9 protein-coding genes are annotated in these 17,218 nt (G+C 50.3%); 6 read left to right on the top strand and 3 right to left on the bottom strand.

From position 1 onward, the window contains the following. Positions 1-19: 19 nt before the first annotated feature. A complete protein-coding gene (locus ACYZZ0_RS21365; protein ID WP_461538697.1) occupies positions 20-4,441 on the bottom strand; it encodes a response regulator in 4,422 nt (1,473 codons plus the stop codon). Positions 4,442-4,638: 197 nt separating this feature from the next. On the opposite strand from ACYZZ0_RS21365, the gene ACYZZ0_RS21360 reads away from it, so the two are divergent. Then, positions 4,639-6,798, top strand: coding sequence for a zinc/cadmium/mercury/lead-transporting ATPase (locus tag ACYZZ0_RS21360; RefSeq protein WP_461538696.1), 2,160 nt, complete (start codon positions 4,639-4,641; stop codon positions 6,796-6,798). An 85-nt stretch (positions 6,799-6,883) separates the two neighbouring features. Further along, positions 6,884-7,921 (top strand): DsbA family protein, encoded by a 1,038-nt coding sequence (locus ACYZZ0_RS21355; RefSeq protein ID WP_461538695.1) that lies wholly within the window; start codon positions 6,884-6,886, stop codon positions 7,919-7,921. Between the two features lie 86 nt (positions 7,922-8,007). On the opposite strand, the gene ssb is transcribed toward ACYZZ0_RS21355, so the two are convergent. Continuing rightward, entirely contained in the window at positions 8,008-8,628 is a 621-nt protein-coding gene (ssb, locus tag ACYZZ0_RS21350) for a single-stranded DNA-binding protein (protein WP_461538694.1), read from the bottom strand. 49 nt (positions 8,629-8,677) lie between these two features. Beyond that, positions 8,678-10,018 (bottom strand): MFS transporter, encoded by a 1,341-nt coding sequence (locus ACYZZ0_RS21345; protein WP_461538693.1) that lies wholly within the window; start codon positions 10,016-10,018, stop codon positions 8,678-8,680. Between the two features lie 221 nt (positions 10,019-10,239). On the opposite strand from ACYZZ0_RS21345, the gene ACYZZ0_RS21340 reads away from it, so the two are divergent. The 4 genes from ACYZZ0_RS21340 (at position 10,240) to ACYZZ0_RS21325 (ending at position 17,178) form a co-directional block, all read left to right on the top strand. After that, positions 10,240-11,379, top strand: a complete 1,140-nt coding sequence (locus tag ACYZZ0_RS21340) for an acyl-CoA dehydrogenase family protein (RefSeq protein WP_461538692.1) — start codon at positions 10,240-10,242, stop codon at positions 11,377-11,379. Between the two features lie 523 nt (positions 11,380-11,902). Further along, on the top strand, positions 11,903-13,120 hold the full coding sequence (locus ACYZZ0_RS21335) for a DUF819 family protein (protein ID WP_461538691.1): 1,218 nt from the start codon (positions 11,903-11,905) through the stop codon (positions 13,118-13,120). A 185-nt stretch (positions 13,121-13,305) separates the two neighbouring features. Continuing rightward, positions 13,306-16,125, top strand: a complete 2,820-nt coding sequence (gene uvrA, locus ACYZZ0_RS21330) for an excinuclease ABC subunit UvrA (RefSeq protein ID WP_461538689.1) — start codon at positions 13,306-13,308, stop codon at positions 16,123-16,125. Between the two features lie 99 nt (positions 16,126-16,224). After that, positions 16,225-17,178, top strand: a complete 954-nt coding sequence (locus ACYZZ0_RS21325) for a hypothetical protein (RefSeq protein ID WP_461538688.1) — start codon at positions 16,225-16,227, stop codon at positions 17,176-17,178. The last annotated feature ends 40 nt before the right edge of the window (positions 17,179-17,218 follow it).

Raw genomic sequence — 17,218 nt, 5'->3', positions numbered from 1 at the left:
GCTTAGCAATTAACCTTTTTTAGCGATAGAGCCACAGTTTCATCATTTCTGTCAGCTTACTCATATCCACCGGTTTGGTCAGATAATCGTTAGCTCCGGCGTCAATACACTTCGCCCGGTCATCCGCCATCGCCTTGGCGGTCAGTGCAATAACCGGCAAATCTTTCCAGGCCTTGTTCTCTCGTATCTTTTGGGTGGCTTCATAACCATCCATTACCGGCATCATGATATCCATCAGTACCAGATCAATGCCTTCTGTTTCAGCCAGCTTATCAAGTGCCATCTGACCATTATCGGCAATGGTGATATCCAGCCCCTGAGCCTGCAGCGCCTTGGACAGCGCAAAGGTATTTCTCAGGTCATCATCCACCAGCAGAATTTTCTTTCCTTTGAGTGTTTTCTCACCACCATTACCTGCAGGAGGCTTTGCCTTCACTTCCGGCACTGGCTTGTTATCCGATTTCTGAACACTGTGCATAAACAGAGAGACTTCATCATTCATCCGCTCATCTGAGTGTTCACCCTTCATTATCATACTGTGGGTATACTTCTGTAGCGCGCGGTGCTCTTCTTCACCCAAAGTACGTCCAGCATGAACAATAACCGGCGGCAGATCCTTTCCTTCAACTTTTTCCAGCTGCTTAAGTAAGTCCAGACCGCTGCCATCCGGTAGGTCCACATCCACAATCAGGCACTGCCAGTTTTTTGTACTGAAAGTTTTCAACGCTGCTTTCATGGTCTTTACATGACAGACCTTGGCCTTCTTCTGACCCAGCAGTTTTGCCATAACCTTGCCACTGCCATCATCGCCATCCACCAGCAAGACCTTGCGGATTTCACCATCCTTGATGTGCTGCAAGGTCAAAAACAGTTTGTTCAGCTGTTCATTGGATACCGGCTTGACCAGATAGCTGAGGGTGCCGCTATTATTGAAGCCATCCGGATCGCGACCTGAAACAATATGCACCGGAATCGTAGCGGTTGATTCATCCTCTTTCAGTTCCTGTAGTACATCCTGTCCATCCATATCCGGCAGGCCAAGATCCAGCACAATCGCATCCGGTCGGTAATGTTTTGCCAGCATCAGGCCGGCTTTACCCGTTTCTGCATACAAGAATTTGTACCCCTGCTTGCGGGATGATTTAGCCAGTATGTCTCCAAATCGGCGATCGTCTTCAACCACCAGCAATACCCGGTCATCACGACTGATACTTTTCCTGTCATCCTGCAACATGTTCATATTCTGAATAGTGTCTGCAGCAGATTCAGGTTGTTGTTCAGGTTCTGTGGATACTTTTTCTTCTGGCTCTATTGCCTTCTCAGCAGGTTCGCTCTGTTCAACGGGTTGCGCCGCATTCAGGAATACATCCGGTATATCCGGAGTAGTCGCAACCGCAGCAGGTTGAGATTCTTCTTTTGGCTGTTCCGGATTAAGGAATACATCAGGAATGTCTAACTCTCTGGCCTTATCACTGATTTCTGCAATATCCACTTCATCAGTGCTTACAGTAACCCCCTCACTAGCTGAAGATTCAAGCGCTGATGTCTCAGTGCCCGGCTTATAATCCGCTTCAACACTGTTACCACCGAGAGAACAGGCCAGATCGATCGGCAGATAAAGAGAAAAAGTGCTGCCCTTGCCTTCTTCACTCTCAATACCAATATGCCCACCCAGCAAACCAGCCATTTCTTTTGAAATAGCCAGCCCCAGACCAGTTCCACCGTACTGTCGACTGGTAGAGCCGTCAGCCTGCTGGAAGGCTTCAAAGATCGCATCCTGCTTTTCTTTCGGAATACCAATGCCCTGGTCTGTTACACCAAAAGCCAGCATGGTTTTAACACCCTCTCCGGCCCGCTCTGAGAAAGAAACCGGTTTGATATCAATGCTGACCTGCCCTTCAGCAGTAAACTTGAAGGCGTTACTGAGGAAATTCTTGATAATCTGCAACAGTCGCTGACTGTCACTCATGATGAACTGCGGTGCGTTTTCATCCAGCGTCACCACATAATCCAGTCCCTTATCTTTGGCCAGAGGAGCAAACTGTAACTGCAGGGTTTTGGCAATCTCCTTCAGCTCCACATCTTCCAGCGTAACGGTCATCTTGCCTGCTTCAACCTTGGACAGATCAAGAATATCGTTAATCAAATCAAGTAAATCTTTACCACCGTTGTAGATAACCTGCGCAGATTCGATCTGGTCCTCATTCAGGTTACCGTCGTCATTGTTAGCCAGCATTTGCGACAGCAGCAGCAAAGAGTTCAGGGGTGTACGCAACTCATGGGACATATTGGCCAGAAACTCTGACTTGTACTTACTGGCCTGAGCCAGCTCTTTTGCCTTGCGGTTCACTTCATCACTGGCGGCCTGAATAGCAATATTCTTTTGTTCTATTTCATATTTTTGCTGCTGCAGCTGTTCAGTTTTCTCTTCCAGCTCAGCATTGGATTTCTGCAGTTCCTCACTCTGGGCCCGCATTTCTTCTTCAGACTCTTCCAGTACCTGAGCCCTGTTTTCCAACTCTTCGTTGACTGACTTAAGCTCCTCCTGCTGTTGCTTCATGGCTTCAGACTGACGTGTCGTCTGCTCCAGCAGCACATTCATTTTTCCCCGAGCCTGAGCCGAGTGAACCGAGCTGGCCACCTTATCCAGAGACTGGGCAATAAATTCTGTTTTCAATTCACTCAGTTCATGTACCAGAGCAAATTCAATAACGCCCTTAACCTTGCCGTTATGGGAGAAGGGTGTCACCAGCACCATATGTGGTGCCATTTCTCCCATACCTGAGCGAATTGAGAAGTAGCCTTCAGGCAGGCTATCAACTTCTATTGCCTGATTTTCCAGTGCAGCCTGTCCTACCAGGCCCTCCCCCAGCTTAAAGGCATTATTACTATGCTTGCGCCGCTGCCAGGCATAGGCCCCCATGAGCTTGAGTGCCTGTTCTTCTTCATTCAGGATATAAATTGCCGCCAGCGGAATCTCCAGATAGCGTGCCATATAGCTGATAATCGCAGTAGCCAGTTTGGTTAAGTCATGCTCACCACGAATACAGTCATTAAGCCCCGCCTGACCATCCTGAACCCAGCTTCGATGATTACCTTCTTCACTGGCTTGCCTCAGCTGTTCAGTCATCACACTGAAACTGCGGCTCAAATCCCCGATTTCATTGCGTTGACTTAATACCCGACCCTGTACAAATTCACCAGCCGCTACACGCTGTACCCAACCGGTAATCATTCTGATCGGCTTGACCATTCGTCGGGTAATCATCGCTGCTGCCAGCAGCACCATTACGCTTGTGATCAGGGAAACCAGCAACAGACGGGTACGGAACTCGGCAATAGAAGCAAAAGCCCATTTTTCCGTAACTTCGGAAACCAGCGCCATGGAAGTACCGGCAATGGAAATCGGGCTGAATACACCCAGCACCTTCTCACCCTGAGCATTCTGATAATTCTTTATATGAGCCATCATCTGCCTCATATGATCTTCATGCTCAGCCTTATCTTCAGAATGCTCACTGTCATCGTGTCCATGATCATCTGCACTTTCCTCCAGTGCAAACTCAATACTTGAGCCATGATCATGCTCCGTATATTCACCAGTCTCATCTTCGAGGTGATTAAGCCAAAACTGTATCAGTTCGGTATCTGAAGAGCGGCTCATCACCTCAGTAGTATTCAAGCCTTCGCCAAACCGAACTCTTTTATCCTTCCCAACCAGATAGGATGTTGTGCCATCTCCCAGACTCATCCCTTGGTTGAAAAACTCCTGAACCACACCGGCATAGAGTTGCACGGCCAAAAAACCGGAAACTTCCTGCTCACGATTGACTAACGGCAGCACAAAGAAACAAACCTTATCGTCACCTACAGGCTCATAACGGCCAACATCCGAAAACTGCGGTAGCCGGGAGCGGAAACTCTTAATGACGGCAGAAGTCAGCTTCGTATCTCTCAAGTCTCCTGAAAAAAGATTTTGTCCAAGATCTTCATAACCATTAACGGTATAAAGCAGGTTGCCTTCACGATCGCCTATCAACACATCGGAATAATCATAAAAACGCAGGAAAGACAGCAGATCATTGCTGTACTTGTCAGTCAGAGCGTAATAGCCATCACTTCTTACATACTCAGGTAATGTTTGACGACTGGCTTCCAGCCCCTCGGAAAGTTGCCCGACAAACTTCTCGGCAAGCTCTGCCCGAACATAGAGGTTGGTCACAATCGACTCAAAATATTCATTCAGTCGCCGGCTCAACAACTGATTGACTGTGGATAACTCATGATACTTGTTCTCCACAATGACACTTTTGCCCTTGTCATATTCGACAAAGCCAATGATGCCAACCGGCACCATCGACAGCAGCATAAACCAGAAGAACAGACTGGTTGCCAGCCTGCCCGGCCAGAATTTTGATTCCTGAATTTTATCAGCCGACATGATCTTCCCTGATGCCTGTGGCGTTAAGCGATCAATTAAAAACGGAACAATATCTCTTGGTACCTTCGGCCTCATGCTTCAAAGGTTGAGTGCTAACGAGCATGGTTTTGATACGGAAACAGTCTCACACAACAGTTGATAATTTATTCATATGAAATTATATTCATATAAAATATCATTCATGCTTGGTATCAGTGATGTCATCGTGCTGCTCCTCCAAAAAATCAACCTGTCAGACTCAGTCACCCAAAACTGAAACCAGAAAAACCCGTGCATCCCTCCAACGTCATGACTGGACAGTTCAGGGTATGGACTGTCCGAGTTGTGCAGCCAAAGTCGAGAATGCCCTGAAAGGGATGAGCGGTGTTTACAGCTCTCGTGTTGCCTTTGCGACCGAACGGTTGATAGTGGAGATTGATCCTGCGATATGCTCCGTCACCACCATTAAAGATAAAGTCAGCTCACTTGGATTCACCCTGAGATCCAGTCAGGAAGCAGAACAAGACACCAAGCCCTTCTGGCAGACTCACTGGCACTTGATCAGCCTGACTGTTCTGATGATCTTTGCCGGCATTACACTCCAGCTTCAGCCATCAGTCGGGCAGATTGTGTTCAGTGTTGCCACTCTCTTTGGCCTGATTCCATTTGTAAAAAAATCCATCGAACTGGTTAAAAACGGCACCTGGTTCGGTATCGAAACCCTGATGAGTGTTGCTGCTATCGGTGCCCTGTTGCTGGGTGAGACAGTAGAAGCAGCCATGGTATTACTGCTGTTTTCATTTGGTGAGCTACTGGAAGGCTACGCTGCCGGGCGCGCCCGGCAGGGTGTTAAACAACTGATGGCTTTGACACCGGATACCGCATTACTGATATCAAACGGCTCTCGGCAAGAAGTGATGGCCAGCACATTACAGCCCGGAGATATTATTGAAGTTCGCTCCGGTGACCGGCTTCCGATTGATGGTGAATTGCTGACCGACAATGTCAGCTTTGATGAAAGTGCCCTGACCGGAGAATCCGTTCCGGTAGTCAGACATATTGGCGAAAAAGTTATGGCCGGCTGTATGGCGGCTGACAAAGTAGCCCAAGTAAAAGTGACCTCTGAACCCGGTGATAACGCCATTGACCGTATTCTGCGACTGATCGAAGAAGCGGAAGAGCGCCGTGCGCCCATCGAGCGTTTCATAGACAGCTTCAGCCGTATCTATACACCAATAATGTTTGGCCTGGCATTGCTGGTTATGGTCACACCACCACTGTTTTTCGGTGGTGAGTGGATCGAGTGGATATATAAAGGGCTGACACTGCTGCTGATTGCCTGTCCCTGTGCTCTTGTAATATCAACCCCAGCAGCGGTTACTTCTGCACTGGCCGCAGCAACTCGGGCCGGAGTGCTGATCAAGGGGGGGGCAGCACTGGAGCAACTTGGTCGTATTTCGCAGGTAGCCTTTGATAAAACCGGCACACTGACTCAGGGCAAGCCCGAAGTAACCCGTGTTATTGCTGTTGAAGACACCGAAGCCGATGTTCTCAGTCTTGCAGCCAGTGTTGAGCAAGGGTCTTCTCATCCTCTGGCACAAGCCATTCTTGCTCAGGCCGAGCTACGCAACTGTGCTGCTCTGATGGCAGATAACATTCATGTCTATTCCGGTATTGGTGTTGCTGGCGAGATTAACGGCCAGAAAGTGGAAGTAATTTCTCCCAAAGCAGCCAAAGAAAAAGCCTCACAACTGCTGCCCGTCATTCAGGAACTGGAAGAGCAAGGCAATACTGTTGTTGTTGTGCTTAAAGAAAGCACTCCTCAGGGCATTATCGCTTTGGGTGATACCCTGCGTCAGGATGCTGCAGCAACGGTTGCAGCCCTGAACCAGCAGCACATCACCAGCATTATGCTGACAGGCGATAACAAACGTGCTGCGAGCACTATTGCCGGCAAAGTAGGCGCTGAGTTCCGGGCCGAATTACTTCCAGCCGACAAGGTTTCTGCCATCGAAACCCTGAAGCAGAAAGGTGAAATCGCCATGGTCGGTGACGGCATTAACGATGCTCCTGCCTTCAAGGCCGCCGGTGTTGGTATCGCTATGGGTCAGGGAACTGATGTTGCACTGGAAACCGCTGATGCCGTCCTCACTCATGAACGTCTCAGCACCATTCCCGGTGTTATTCGTCTGGCTCGTGCTACACGTGCCAATATCCGTCAGAACATTACACTGGCACTTGGCCTTAAAGTTGTCTTTCTTATAACAACCATGTTTGGGTTTACCGGGTTGTGGGCTGCTGTACTGGCGGACTCCGGTGGCACAGCATTGGTTACACTTAATGCGCTGCGCCTGTTAGGTAAAAAGCCTGACGCCTGATTAATCTTTCGATACACGCCATACCTGTATTTCTTCAGGTATGGCAATTCCTCACTTTAACTCCCCGGGAATCTTGGACGTAACCATGCGTACAGCTTTCGATTTTCGCACCGGTATTCTCGCCAGTGCCATGACTGCAGTATTGGCAGCCTCGGCCCTGCCCGCCCTGGCTGCAGACACCGCCTCTGCTGAACTGTTCCAGTGGAAAGGTCAATCCTACTCACTAAAGCAACTTGAGCCACGCCTGCAGGAAGCCTTCTATGAAACCCGGGTTAAAGCCTGGGAGCAACAGGGGCAGGTGATTGATGAAGCCTTGTTCAGCCTTTATGTTGACCAGCTGGCAGCCAAAGATGACCGTTCCGTTGATGAAACCGCACGTGAATTGCTGAAAATCGATCCGATTACCGACGAAGAAATCGAAGAATTCTTCGACAGCTATAAAGATAAAATCCCGGTTCCACTGGAAGAAATCAAACCCCGTATTCGTCAGGAGCTTGAAACACGCAAACAGCTGGAGAAATACGAAGAGGTTGTCGAGAAGATAAAGCAGGAAGGTAAATTCAACCTGAGCTTACCCAAGCCAGAGGCACCTTCTTATGATATGAATTTGACTGTTTATCCCTGGAAAGGTGCAGAAGATGCACCGGTGACCATTGTTGAGTTTGCTGACTACCGTTGCGGCTACTGCAAAAAAGCGACAGAAGCCGTGAAAAATATTCTGGCCGACTACCCTGACAAACTGAAAATCTACCATATCGACTTCCCGGTCGTAGATCGTGGTGCCCCGGAAGGCCTGAGTACCCGACTGGCTCGCGGTGCATACTGTGCCCGTCAGCAAGGCAACGATGCCTACTGGAACTATTACAATATGGCTTTCAAGGAACAGTCATCCCTGAACGACGACAGTCCTGCTGATCTGGCCCGAAAGCTGAAGCTGAATATGGATAAATTCAGCAAGTGCGTCACTTCCGATGTAGCCAAAACTTTTGTTGTTGATTCTAAGGAGCTGGGAAGTGAGCTGGGCGTAACCGGAACCCCGAGTTTCTTTGTTAACGGCAAGCGGGTTCACAGTCATGATCCGGAAAAGGATTTGCGGGCAATGATTGATGATCAGTTGAAGTAAAAAACAAGTGATTTGATAGCGATAAAAGCAACTACAAAAAAGCCCTGAAAGATCAGGGCTTTTTTTATTAACAACAGTTTTGAAATTTAGAACGGAATATCGTCATCAAAACCGCCATCAAACGGAGTCGGCGCTGCCGGCTGCGGCTTGGGCTGAGGAGCCGGTTGCTGCTGTGGCTGCTGGTAGTTCTGCTGCGGTGCAGGCTGTTGTGGCTGCTGGCCACCGAAGCCGTTCTGCTGTACCGGACGCTGTTGCTGCGGCTGGCCACCAAAGTTGTTCTGAGCCGGTTGCTGCTGAGGAGCCGGAGCATGCTGCTGGCCACCCTGAGGTGCATAACCGCCACCCATGGCACCGCCTTCACGACCGTCCAGCATCTGCATCTGGCCGCCAAAGCCGTCTACCACGATTTCAGTGGTGTAACGGTCCTGACCCTGCTGGTCCTGCCACTTACGGGTCTGCAGTTTACCTTCCAGGTAAACCTTGGAGCCTTTCTTCAGATACTGCTGGGCAATTTCAGCCAGCTTGCCGAAGATAACAACACGGTGCCATTCAGTGCGTTCCTGACGCTGGTTGGTGTTGCGGTCGGTCCAGCTTTCACTGGTTGCAACGCTCAGGTTGGCTACCGGGCTGCCACCGGGAGTAAAACGTACGTCGGGATCATTACCCAGATTGCCGACCAAAATGACTTTATTGACACCACGAGCCATTGAGCCTGTCTCCTGAAAACGGTTGATAATTTGATATGTAAACTAAAAATCAGTTCCAGTCACCGTAGCGGCGCAAAGCAGCCTGATCAAGCTGCGGCCGACAGACCTTGAGCGAAGCAACCTGCTCCTCAAGCATCACGATGACTTCTCGAACACCGGCGACATCCGCCAGTGTCCTGGTTAACTGGTCAGCATCCTGAGGGACATCTGCGTGCAGTTTCAGCACCATACTGCTGACAATAGGCGGTTGCTTCATGGTAACAGAGATTACCCACCACAGGGCAGTGGCAATCATACATAGCATTAACACACCGGAAACCCCGGCCTGTTGCATGGCATAACCACTCAGTACACCACCCAGTGCTGCACCGGCAAACTGGGAAGTCGAGTAGATACCCATCGCTGCGCCTCGTGCTTCACCCGGCGCAATCCGGCTGACCAGCGACGGCATGACCGCTTCAAGCAGGTTGAAGGCCATAAAGAAAGCGAATACAGCAACGATCAGCAGGGTAAGAGATGTATTCCACTGCATAATCAGCCCGAATGACGCAGTCAGCAACAGCACCGCACCGGACAGAACCTTCTTCAGCTGCTGCTTTTTCTCGCCCCAGATCATAAACGGCACCATGGCGAAGAAAGAGGTGACCAGCGTCAGCAGATAGACCCACCAATGCTCTTCCCGCGGCAAACCTGCCAGTGTTTCCAGACTGGCCGGCACCGCCATAAACAGTCCGGTCAGAACAAAGTGCAGTACAAACACACCCAGGCTCAATCGCTGCAGCCAGTGGTTGCCCGCCATATCTTTCAGCCGCACCTTACGGTCAGAAACAATACGCGGTACTGCCGGAACAATGGTAAACAACAAGGCAATACCGGTAATTGCCAACAGGGCATTACTGATAAACAGCCCGTTCAGCCCCCAGCTGGCAGCAATAACCGGCCCGGAAATCATCGCCACAATAAAGGCCAGACCAATGCTCATACCGAACAGCGCCATGGCCTTACTGCGATTCTCATCCTTGGTAATATCAGCCAGCAATGCAGTGACCGCACTGGCAATCGCACCACTCCCCTGCAGCAGGCGACCGGCAATAACACCTTCAATTGAAGTCGAATAAGCGGCGACCAGACTGCCCAGTGCAAACAGCAGCAAACCACCGGCAATCACCGGGCGCCGGCCAATGCGATCTGACAACATGCCAACCGGGATCTGCAAGAGGGCTTGAGTGATGCCATAGGCACCAATGGCCAGACCGATCATCACAGGGGTCGATCCCTGCAGATCAACGGCATAAAGTGACAACACGGGCAGCACCATAAACAGGCCCAGCATCCGTGAAGAAAAGACCAGCGATAACGCCACCGCAGCCTTGCGTTCGGTTTTAGACATTCCCACTTTATTCGACTTCTCTAAAAACATCCGGGGACAGGGCCTGAGAAAGACCCTTTTAAGGGTGCACAGTGTACCATGCGGTCAGCCGTATCGCCTTCCGCTCTTACCCTGACTTTATGTCACATTCTGGCAATTCTTTTGACACCTACTGTCAGCGACGCCTTCTGTGGAATCTGTCACATTTTCCCCTACCGCTTATCCTGTGTAGTGAGGCACTCATGATTCCAAGAACAATATTTGAGCCCGAACACGAACTGTTCCGTGACAGCGTCCGCAAGTTTCTGGAAAAAGAAGCTGTTCCCTTCCATGCAGAATGGGAAAAGGCCGGCCAGATTGATCGTGAACTCTGGCGCAAGGCTGGCGAACAGGGTTTTCTCTGCCCCACTGTAGCTGAAGAGTACGGCGGTGTTGGTGTCGATTTCCGTTACAACGCTATCGTCGATGAAGAAGTTGCCCGACTGGGTCTGACCGGCATTGGTTTTGGTTTGCACTCGGATATCGTTGCGCCCTATATCGAGCACTATGGCTCTGAAGAGCAGAAACACAAGTATCTGCCACAGATGATCAGCGGCGATATGGTGACTGCAATCGCCATGACTGAGCCGGCTGCCGGTTCCGACCTGCAGGGTGTTAAAACCTCTGCAGTACTGGATGGTGATGAGTACATCATCAATGGTTCCAAAACCTTCATCACCAATGGCCAGCAGGCAGACCTTGTTATTGTTGTCTGCAAGACTGATCCCGCTGCCGGTGCAAAAGGTACCAGTTTGTTACTGGTTGAGGCTGATACTCCGGGATTCAGCAAAGGCTCGAATCTTGAAAAAATCGGCATGAAAGCCCAGGACACTTCTGAGCTGTTTTTCCAGGATGTACGGGTTCCCAAAGCCAATCTGCTGGGCAAGGAAGGCATGGGCTTTGCGTATCTGATGCAGGAGCTGCCACAAGAGCGATTATCTGTGGGACTTAATGCGGTTGCCAATGCTGAAGCAGCGCTCGAATGGACCACAACCTACGTCAAGGAACGACGTGCCTTTGGAAAACCCGTAGCCGAGTTACAAAATACTCGCTTCAAGTTGGCTGAAGTTGCCACTGAGATCAGCGTGTCCCGTACCTTTGTTGATCGCTGTCTGGAGCTACACATTCAGGGCAAGCTGGATGTGCCTACTGCGGCACAGGTGAAGTACTGGTGTACGGATATGCAGTGCAAAGTGATGGATGAATGCCTGCAATTGCACGGCGGCTATGGCTATATGCTGGAATACCCGATTGCTCGAGCATGGGCCGATGCCCGGGTGCAGCGAATTTATGCCGGTACCAATGAAATTATGAAAGAAATTATCTCTCGCTCCATGCTGTAATTTTTTATTCTTCAATCGCACACTGTATTCCGGCCATATCACTACGCTTTATACGGAATACAGTGCGTGACTCAACATACAGACAACCAAGACAGAAAATATAACCACAAAAACAACCCAGCAAAGATTATTCACCAACACAAAAAGCATTTACCAAATATTTTCTTATCCACAACCAGCTCTCGCTTCATTTCTCCATTCTCAAACCAAAAATCAGCCACCGGAAAACACCGACCCCGAAACACCACAACGCTAAAACAATCACCATTAGAAACGGCACGCAACACCCAAGATACGAGCAACACACCATTCTCGCAGTAAACACCCCGATGGTGGCTTTTTTGTAATGACCGGTAGTATGAAAAAGATCGCTCGTTCCGAAATATCACAACATCGGAAAAACAATCGGGCGAAGCAAGGTCATGCTGGGCTGAAGAGATAAATCCGCACCGTCCGCAGAGACGACTGTCAGAAACAGCATTTTATTTTCTGTGAGTAAGCCCCCTCAGGAATTTTTTAATTCATGATAAGCAGTCCTTTCACTTTCTTTTCATTGTTGATGCTGTTCATCACCACAGTACTGTACTGTGAGAAAAAACTTGAACTACGTTTGTTCAAGGTTATTCCAGCTCTGACATTTATCTATTTCGGCGGCATGATCGGCGCTTCCCTGCATGTGTGGGAACTGACTCCGGAAATCCGCAGCTTTATCGGCCAGTTGAAATATTACCTGCTGCCAATGATGCTGTTCCTGCTGCTGTTGAAAAACGACATTCGCGATGTGTTCAAGCTGGGCCCGAAACTAATGGGCTCTTTCCTGGCCGTCACAGCCAGTATCATCATGGGCTTCATCATCGTATTCATGACATTCCAGTCCAAGTTTGAAGTGGATGCGTGGCAGACCTTCTCTATCCTGTCCTCTTCCTGGATTGGTGGTTCCACCAACATGGCTGCAACCCAGCAGGGTCTGGGCGTCGCAGATGGTTCCCAGGCACTGACCTATGCGTTCCTGATGGACAATATCTGTGCCTCTTTCTGGCTGGTACTGATGATTTCCTTTGCACCGATGCGTGATGCGTTTAACCGCTTCTCCGGTGCCAACAGTCAGGAAGTCGACAAGATTATTTCCACCATCAACCTGCATGCCGAGCAGAAAGAAGACAAGCGTGACTATGAGTTTATGGACTTTATGATCACTCTGGGTCTGGGCTTTGCGGTTGCCGGTCTGGTGATGGTATTCGGCAAACAGTACGTGAACCCGGGTAACCTGACAGACGAAAACTTCCTGTCCGGTATTCGTGGCTTCTTCAGCGGCAGCGGCTGGGTAGTCGTACTGGCAACACTGGCCGGTATTATGGGTAGCATGACCAAACTGAACACGGTTAAAGGCAGCAACCATATCGGCAGCGTACTGCTGTATGTTGTGGTTGGCCTGATTGCCAGCTCTACCGACTTCTCCACCATTGATTTCGGTGATGCTGCCTTCTATGTACTGGCCGGTTTCCTGGTGCTGCTGTTCCACCTGGTGGTACTGCTGGTGCTGGCCAAAGTCTTCAAGCTGGATCTGTACATCTGCGGTATCGCATCCCAGGCCAATATCGGTGGCGCCGTCTCTGCCCCGATTCTGGCGGGTACCTACAACAAGGCACTGGTTCCGGCCGGCCTGATGATGGGTATCTTCGGCTCTGCGATTGGTACCGTTTCAGCCTTGATGCTGGCTAAAGTTCTGATGGTGATGTAATCACCGGATTTTAGCCGGAACCTTTTCGGGTCCCCTCCCCGAAAGCCCTCGATCTTCCCGGAGCGAGGGCTTTTTTTTATCTGGCTATTGCCAGTTAATCCTGAATAAAAACGTTTCCACCCTCTATCGTCTGCCGCATATAATGCTTGATTCCTGTTAATCAGCTTCCGGGGATTGTATTCAGCGTGGATGAAATTATTGTTCGTGGAGCCCGCACCCATAATCTTAAAAACATCAATCTGGAGATTCCCCGGGATAAACTGATCGTTATCACCGGCCTGTCCGGTTCCGGCAAGTCATCTCTGGCATTTGATACGCTCTACGCAGAAGGTCAGCGACGCTATGTAGAGTCGTTGTCGGCCTACGCCCGGCAGTTCCTGTCGATGATGGAAAAACCGGATGTTGATCATATTGAAGGGCTTTCTCCCGCCATTTCCATTGAACAGAAATCCACCAGCCATAACCCGCGTTCAACTGTCGGCACCATCACTGAGATATACGACTACCTGCGACTTCTGTTTGCCCGCACCGGTATTCCACGCTGTCCGAAACATCATCTGCCGCTGGAAGCCCAGACCATCAGTCAGATGGTTGACCAGGTACTGGAGTTACCCGAAGGCACCAAGCTGATGCTGCTGGCACCAGTAGTACGGGATCGTAAAGGTGAACATCTGCATGTCTTCAGTGAACTGCGCGCACAGGGCTTTATTCGTGCCCGAATCAATGGCATCGTGACCGATCTGGATAACCCACCAGCACTGGATAAGAAAAAGAAGCACACCATTGAAGTGGTCGTCGACCGGATCAAGGTACGGCCGGATATGCAGCAGCGCATTGCAGATTCATTTGAAACCGCACTGGGGCTGACCGAAGGTGTTGTCGCCATCAGCTTTATGGAAGGTGAGCAGGAAGATCAGCTGTTCTCCGCCCGTTTTGCCTGTCCTGAATGTGGTTACAGTCTGAATGAACTGGAACCCCGCCTGTTCTCCTTCAACAACCCGGCCGGTGCCTGCCCGACCTGTGATGGTTTGGGGGTAAAACAGTTCTTTGATCCGGACCGGATTGTTCAGCACCCGGAACTGACGCTGGCCGAAGGGGCTATCCGTGGCTGGGACCGACGCAGTGTTTATTACTTCCATATGCTGAAGTCACTGGCAGCCCATTTTGGTTTCAGTATTGATACGCCGTTTGATGATTTATCTGCCGAACACCAGCAGGTTGTACTGCAGGGTTCCGGTGCTGAGCAAATTGACTTCAGCTACGTAAACGACCGCGGTCATATTTATAAAAAACGTCACGCGTTTGAAGGCATTATCCCCAACTTTGAGCGTCGCTACCGGGACACCGATTCTCAGTCCGTACGTGAAGATCTGGTTAAATTTCTCAGCACCCGCCCGTGCCCGAAGTGCAAGGGCGCTCGTCTACGCCAGGAAGCGCGTAATGTATTCGTCGCTGACTCAACATTGCCCGACATTGTTAAGATGCCGGTTGAGTCCTCACTGGATTACTTCCGTGAACTGAAACTTCCGGGTCGTCGAGGTGAAATTGCAGACAAGATTTTGAAAGAAATCTGCGATCGTCTCAGCTTCCTGGTTAACGTCGGTCTTAATTATCTGACACTGGATCGCAGTGCCGAAACCCTTTCCGGCGGTGAAGCCCAGCGTATTCGTCTGGCCAGCCAGATTGGTGCCGGGCTTGTCGGTGTCATGTATATCCTTGATGAACCCAGCATTGGCCTCCACCAGCGGGACAATGACCGGCTACTCAAAACCCTGACCCGACTGCGCGATCTCGGCAACACAGTTATTGTTGTAGAGCATGATGAAGACGCAATTCGCACCGCTGATTATGTGATTGATATTGGTCCGGGCGCCGGTGTTCACGGTGGTGCGATTGTCGCTCAGGGTAAGCCTGACGATGTGATGAGTAATGAAAACTCACTCACTGGTCAGTACCTGTCAGGCAAAAGGAAAATTGCAGTGCCTGAACAGCGCACGCCAGTTGACCCGAAGAAGCTGCTGAAGCTGTCTGGCTGTAAAGGCAATAATCTGAAGAATGTGTCGCTGGAAATTCCGGTTGGTCTGATGACCTGTGTAACCGGTGTATCCGGCTCGGGTAAATCAACCCTCATCAACAGCACGCTGTATCCTATCTGCGCACATGCCCTGAACCGGGCTGAATCCCTGACACCTGCAGCCTATGGCAAAATTGAAGGGCTCGATCACTTCGATAAGTGTATCGATATAGATCAAAGCCCGATTGGTCGTACACCACGTTCCAACCCCGCTACCTATACCGGTATTTTCACACCGATTCGTGAGCTGTTTGCCGGCACTCAGGAAGCCCGCTCTCGCGGTTACAAGCCGGGACGTTTCAGCTTCAACGTCAAGGGTGGGCGCTGTGAAGCCTGTCAGGGTGATGGTGTTATCAAGGTTGAGATGCACTTCCTGCCGGATATCTATGTCCCCTGTGATGTGTGTAAGGGCAAGCGCTATAACCGCGAAACTCTGGAAGTGAAATACAAGGGCAAGTCGATTGATGAAGTGCTGGAGATGACCGTTGAAGATGGTCTTGATTTCTTCGATGCTATCCCCGCCCTTAAGCGCAAACTGCAAACCCTGATGGATGTTGGCCTGTCCTATATCCGGCTGGGACAGAATGCGACAACACTTTCCGGTGGTGAAGCCCAGCGGGTGAAGCTGGCCCGCGAGTTGTCCAAGCGTGACACTGGCAAGACCCTTTATATTCTGGATGAACCGACAACTGGCCTGCATTTCCATGATATTGAGCAGCTACTGGCGGTACTGCATCGACTGCGGGATCACGGTAATACTGTTGTTGTGATTGAGCATAATCTGGATGTGATCAAAACCGCTGACTGGATTGTGGATCTGGGCCCGGAAGGTGGTAATGGCGGCGGCCAGATTATTGCCCACGGCACACCGGAGGATGTCACCAAAGTGAAACGATCTCATACCGGGCAATTCCTCAAGCCGATGCTGTAATAAACTGTCACATCGACTGCCACTGAGGTTAATCGGTGGCAGTTCCTATGACTTGTTTATACTTAGTAGATCAGGAGATTTCACAAGGGAAGGATTCCCATGGCAATTGGCGGCATTGGTCAGGCAGGCAAGGCAGTACTCCATTCATTCAAGGAAAATGTGCTCAAGCCGGTTTTTGGCCGCTTTTTGAATCGTTCAGCAGCCAAAACCAAAACCAATGCGTCGGTTGCTCAGCAGCAATCTCCTCACTCAGGGAAAACACCTGATACACCATTAGCGAAGAGAACAGCCGTTTCTCAAGACCCTCCTGCTTCTATTCTCAAGAAGGGAGCTGCCACAGGCGACCCGAAACAAGTCAGCTTTGCCGCCAAATTACCTCCCCATGAAGACCGAAGTGGTAATAAATATGACCTTCGAAATCATGAGCAAAGCTATTTGCGTGAGCAGTTTGAAGACTCTCGGCCCGGCCCGGTCAGACGTGTTATCTACAAACTAAAGCTGAACGCTCCTTCACATCCAAAAGAAAAAGTTGCCGAATTCAGAAGCTACCTCAAGGAAAGTGCGACCAATCTGCAACAGCTTGATGACATCCAAGTTTTTATTAAAGGAGAAAAACTGGCCGATTGTCAGGTAAACAGGGCTCTGCGAGAGCACAGACATACCTTGCTTGCTGCCCGCACGGCAGAAGTGATTGTTGAGGTATTACTGGCAGGGCAGAGTAAGAGTGGTGATGACCTTGAGAACCGGTTGGTACACCTGCTGGATGACCCCGGCAGACTAGCCAACAAACTGCGCTCACCATCACTTTATGCCGAACTGGCCCGGGATGTTGGCCTTAGCAGCAGGACACCACCCAAGCAAGTGCTGTCAGCACTGGGCCTGCGCAATACGCAAGATCTGCACTCGGCTGTTTTCAACCAACTGGAACAGTACGCTACCCAGTTTGAGAAAGACCCGGAAGCCGCACAGGATATTCTGGATACCCTCGATCCGGACGGTTTTCAGGGAACCAGCCTGGCTGCAAATGACTGGAGTAAAATCAAAGACGCCTGATATTTCGACACTCCACCCAAAGGCGCACCCGTGAATTCCG

The organism is Spongorhabdus nitratireducens, assembly GCA_947387575.1.
Classification (GTDB): Bacteria; Pseudomonadota; Gammaproteobacteria; order Pseudomonadales; family Endozoicomonadaceae; genus CANDOC01.
This window is presented reverse-complemented; position numbering and strand designations above follow the sequence as displayed.

Bases quoted from the DNA above. Each gene is read 5' to 3' on its own strand.
- ACYZZ0_RS21365 (WP_461538697.1), bottom strand. From the start codon at position 4,441: ATGTCGGCTGATAAAATTCAGGAATCAAAATTCTGGCCGGGCAGGCTG.
- ACYZZ0_RS21360 (WP_461538696.1), top strand. From the start codon at position 4,639: ATGTCATCGTGCTGCTCCTCCAAAAAATCAACCTGTCAGACTCAGTCA.
- ACYZZ0_RS21355 (WP_461538695.1), top strand. From the start codon at position 6,884: ATGCGTACAGCTTTCGATTTTCGCACCGGTATTCTCGCCAGTGCCATG.
- ssb (WP_461538694.1), bottom strand. From the start codon at position 8,628: ATGGCTCGTGGTGTCAATAAAGTCATTTTGGTCGGCAATCTGGGTAAT.
- ACYZZ0_RS21345 (WP_461538693.1), bottom strand. From the start codon at position 10,018: ATGTCTAAAACCGAACGCAAGGCTGCGGTGGCGTTATCGCTGGTCTTT.
- ACYZZ0_RS21340 (WP_461538692.1), top strand. From the start codon at position 10,240: ATGATTCCAAGAACAATATTTGAGCCCGAACACGAACTGTTCCGTGAC.
- ACYZZ0_RS21335 (WP_461538691.1), top strand. From the start codon at position 11,903: ATGATAAGCAGTCCTTTCACTTTCTTTTCATTGTTGATGCTGTTCATC.
- ACYZZ0_RS21325 (WP_461538688.1), top strand. From the start codon at position 16,225: ATGGCAATTGGCGGCATTGGTCAGGCAGGCAAGGCAGTACTCCATTCA.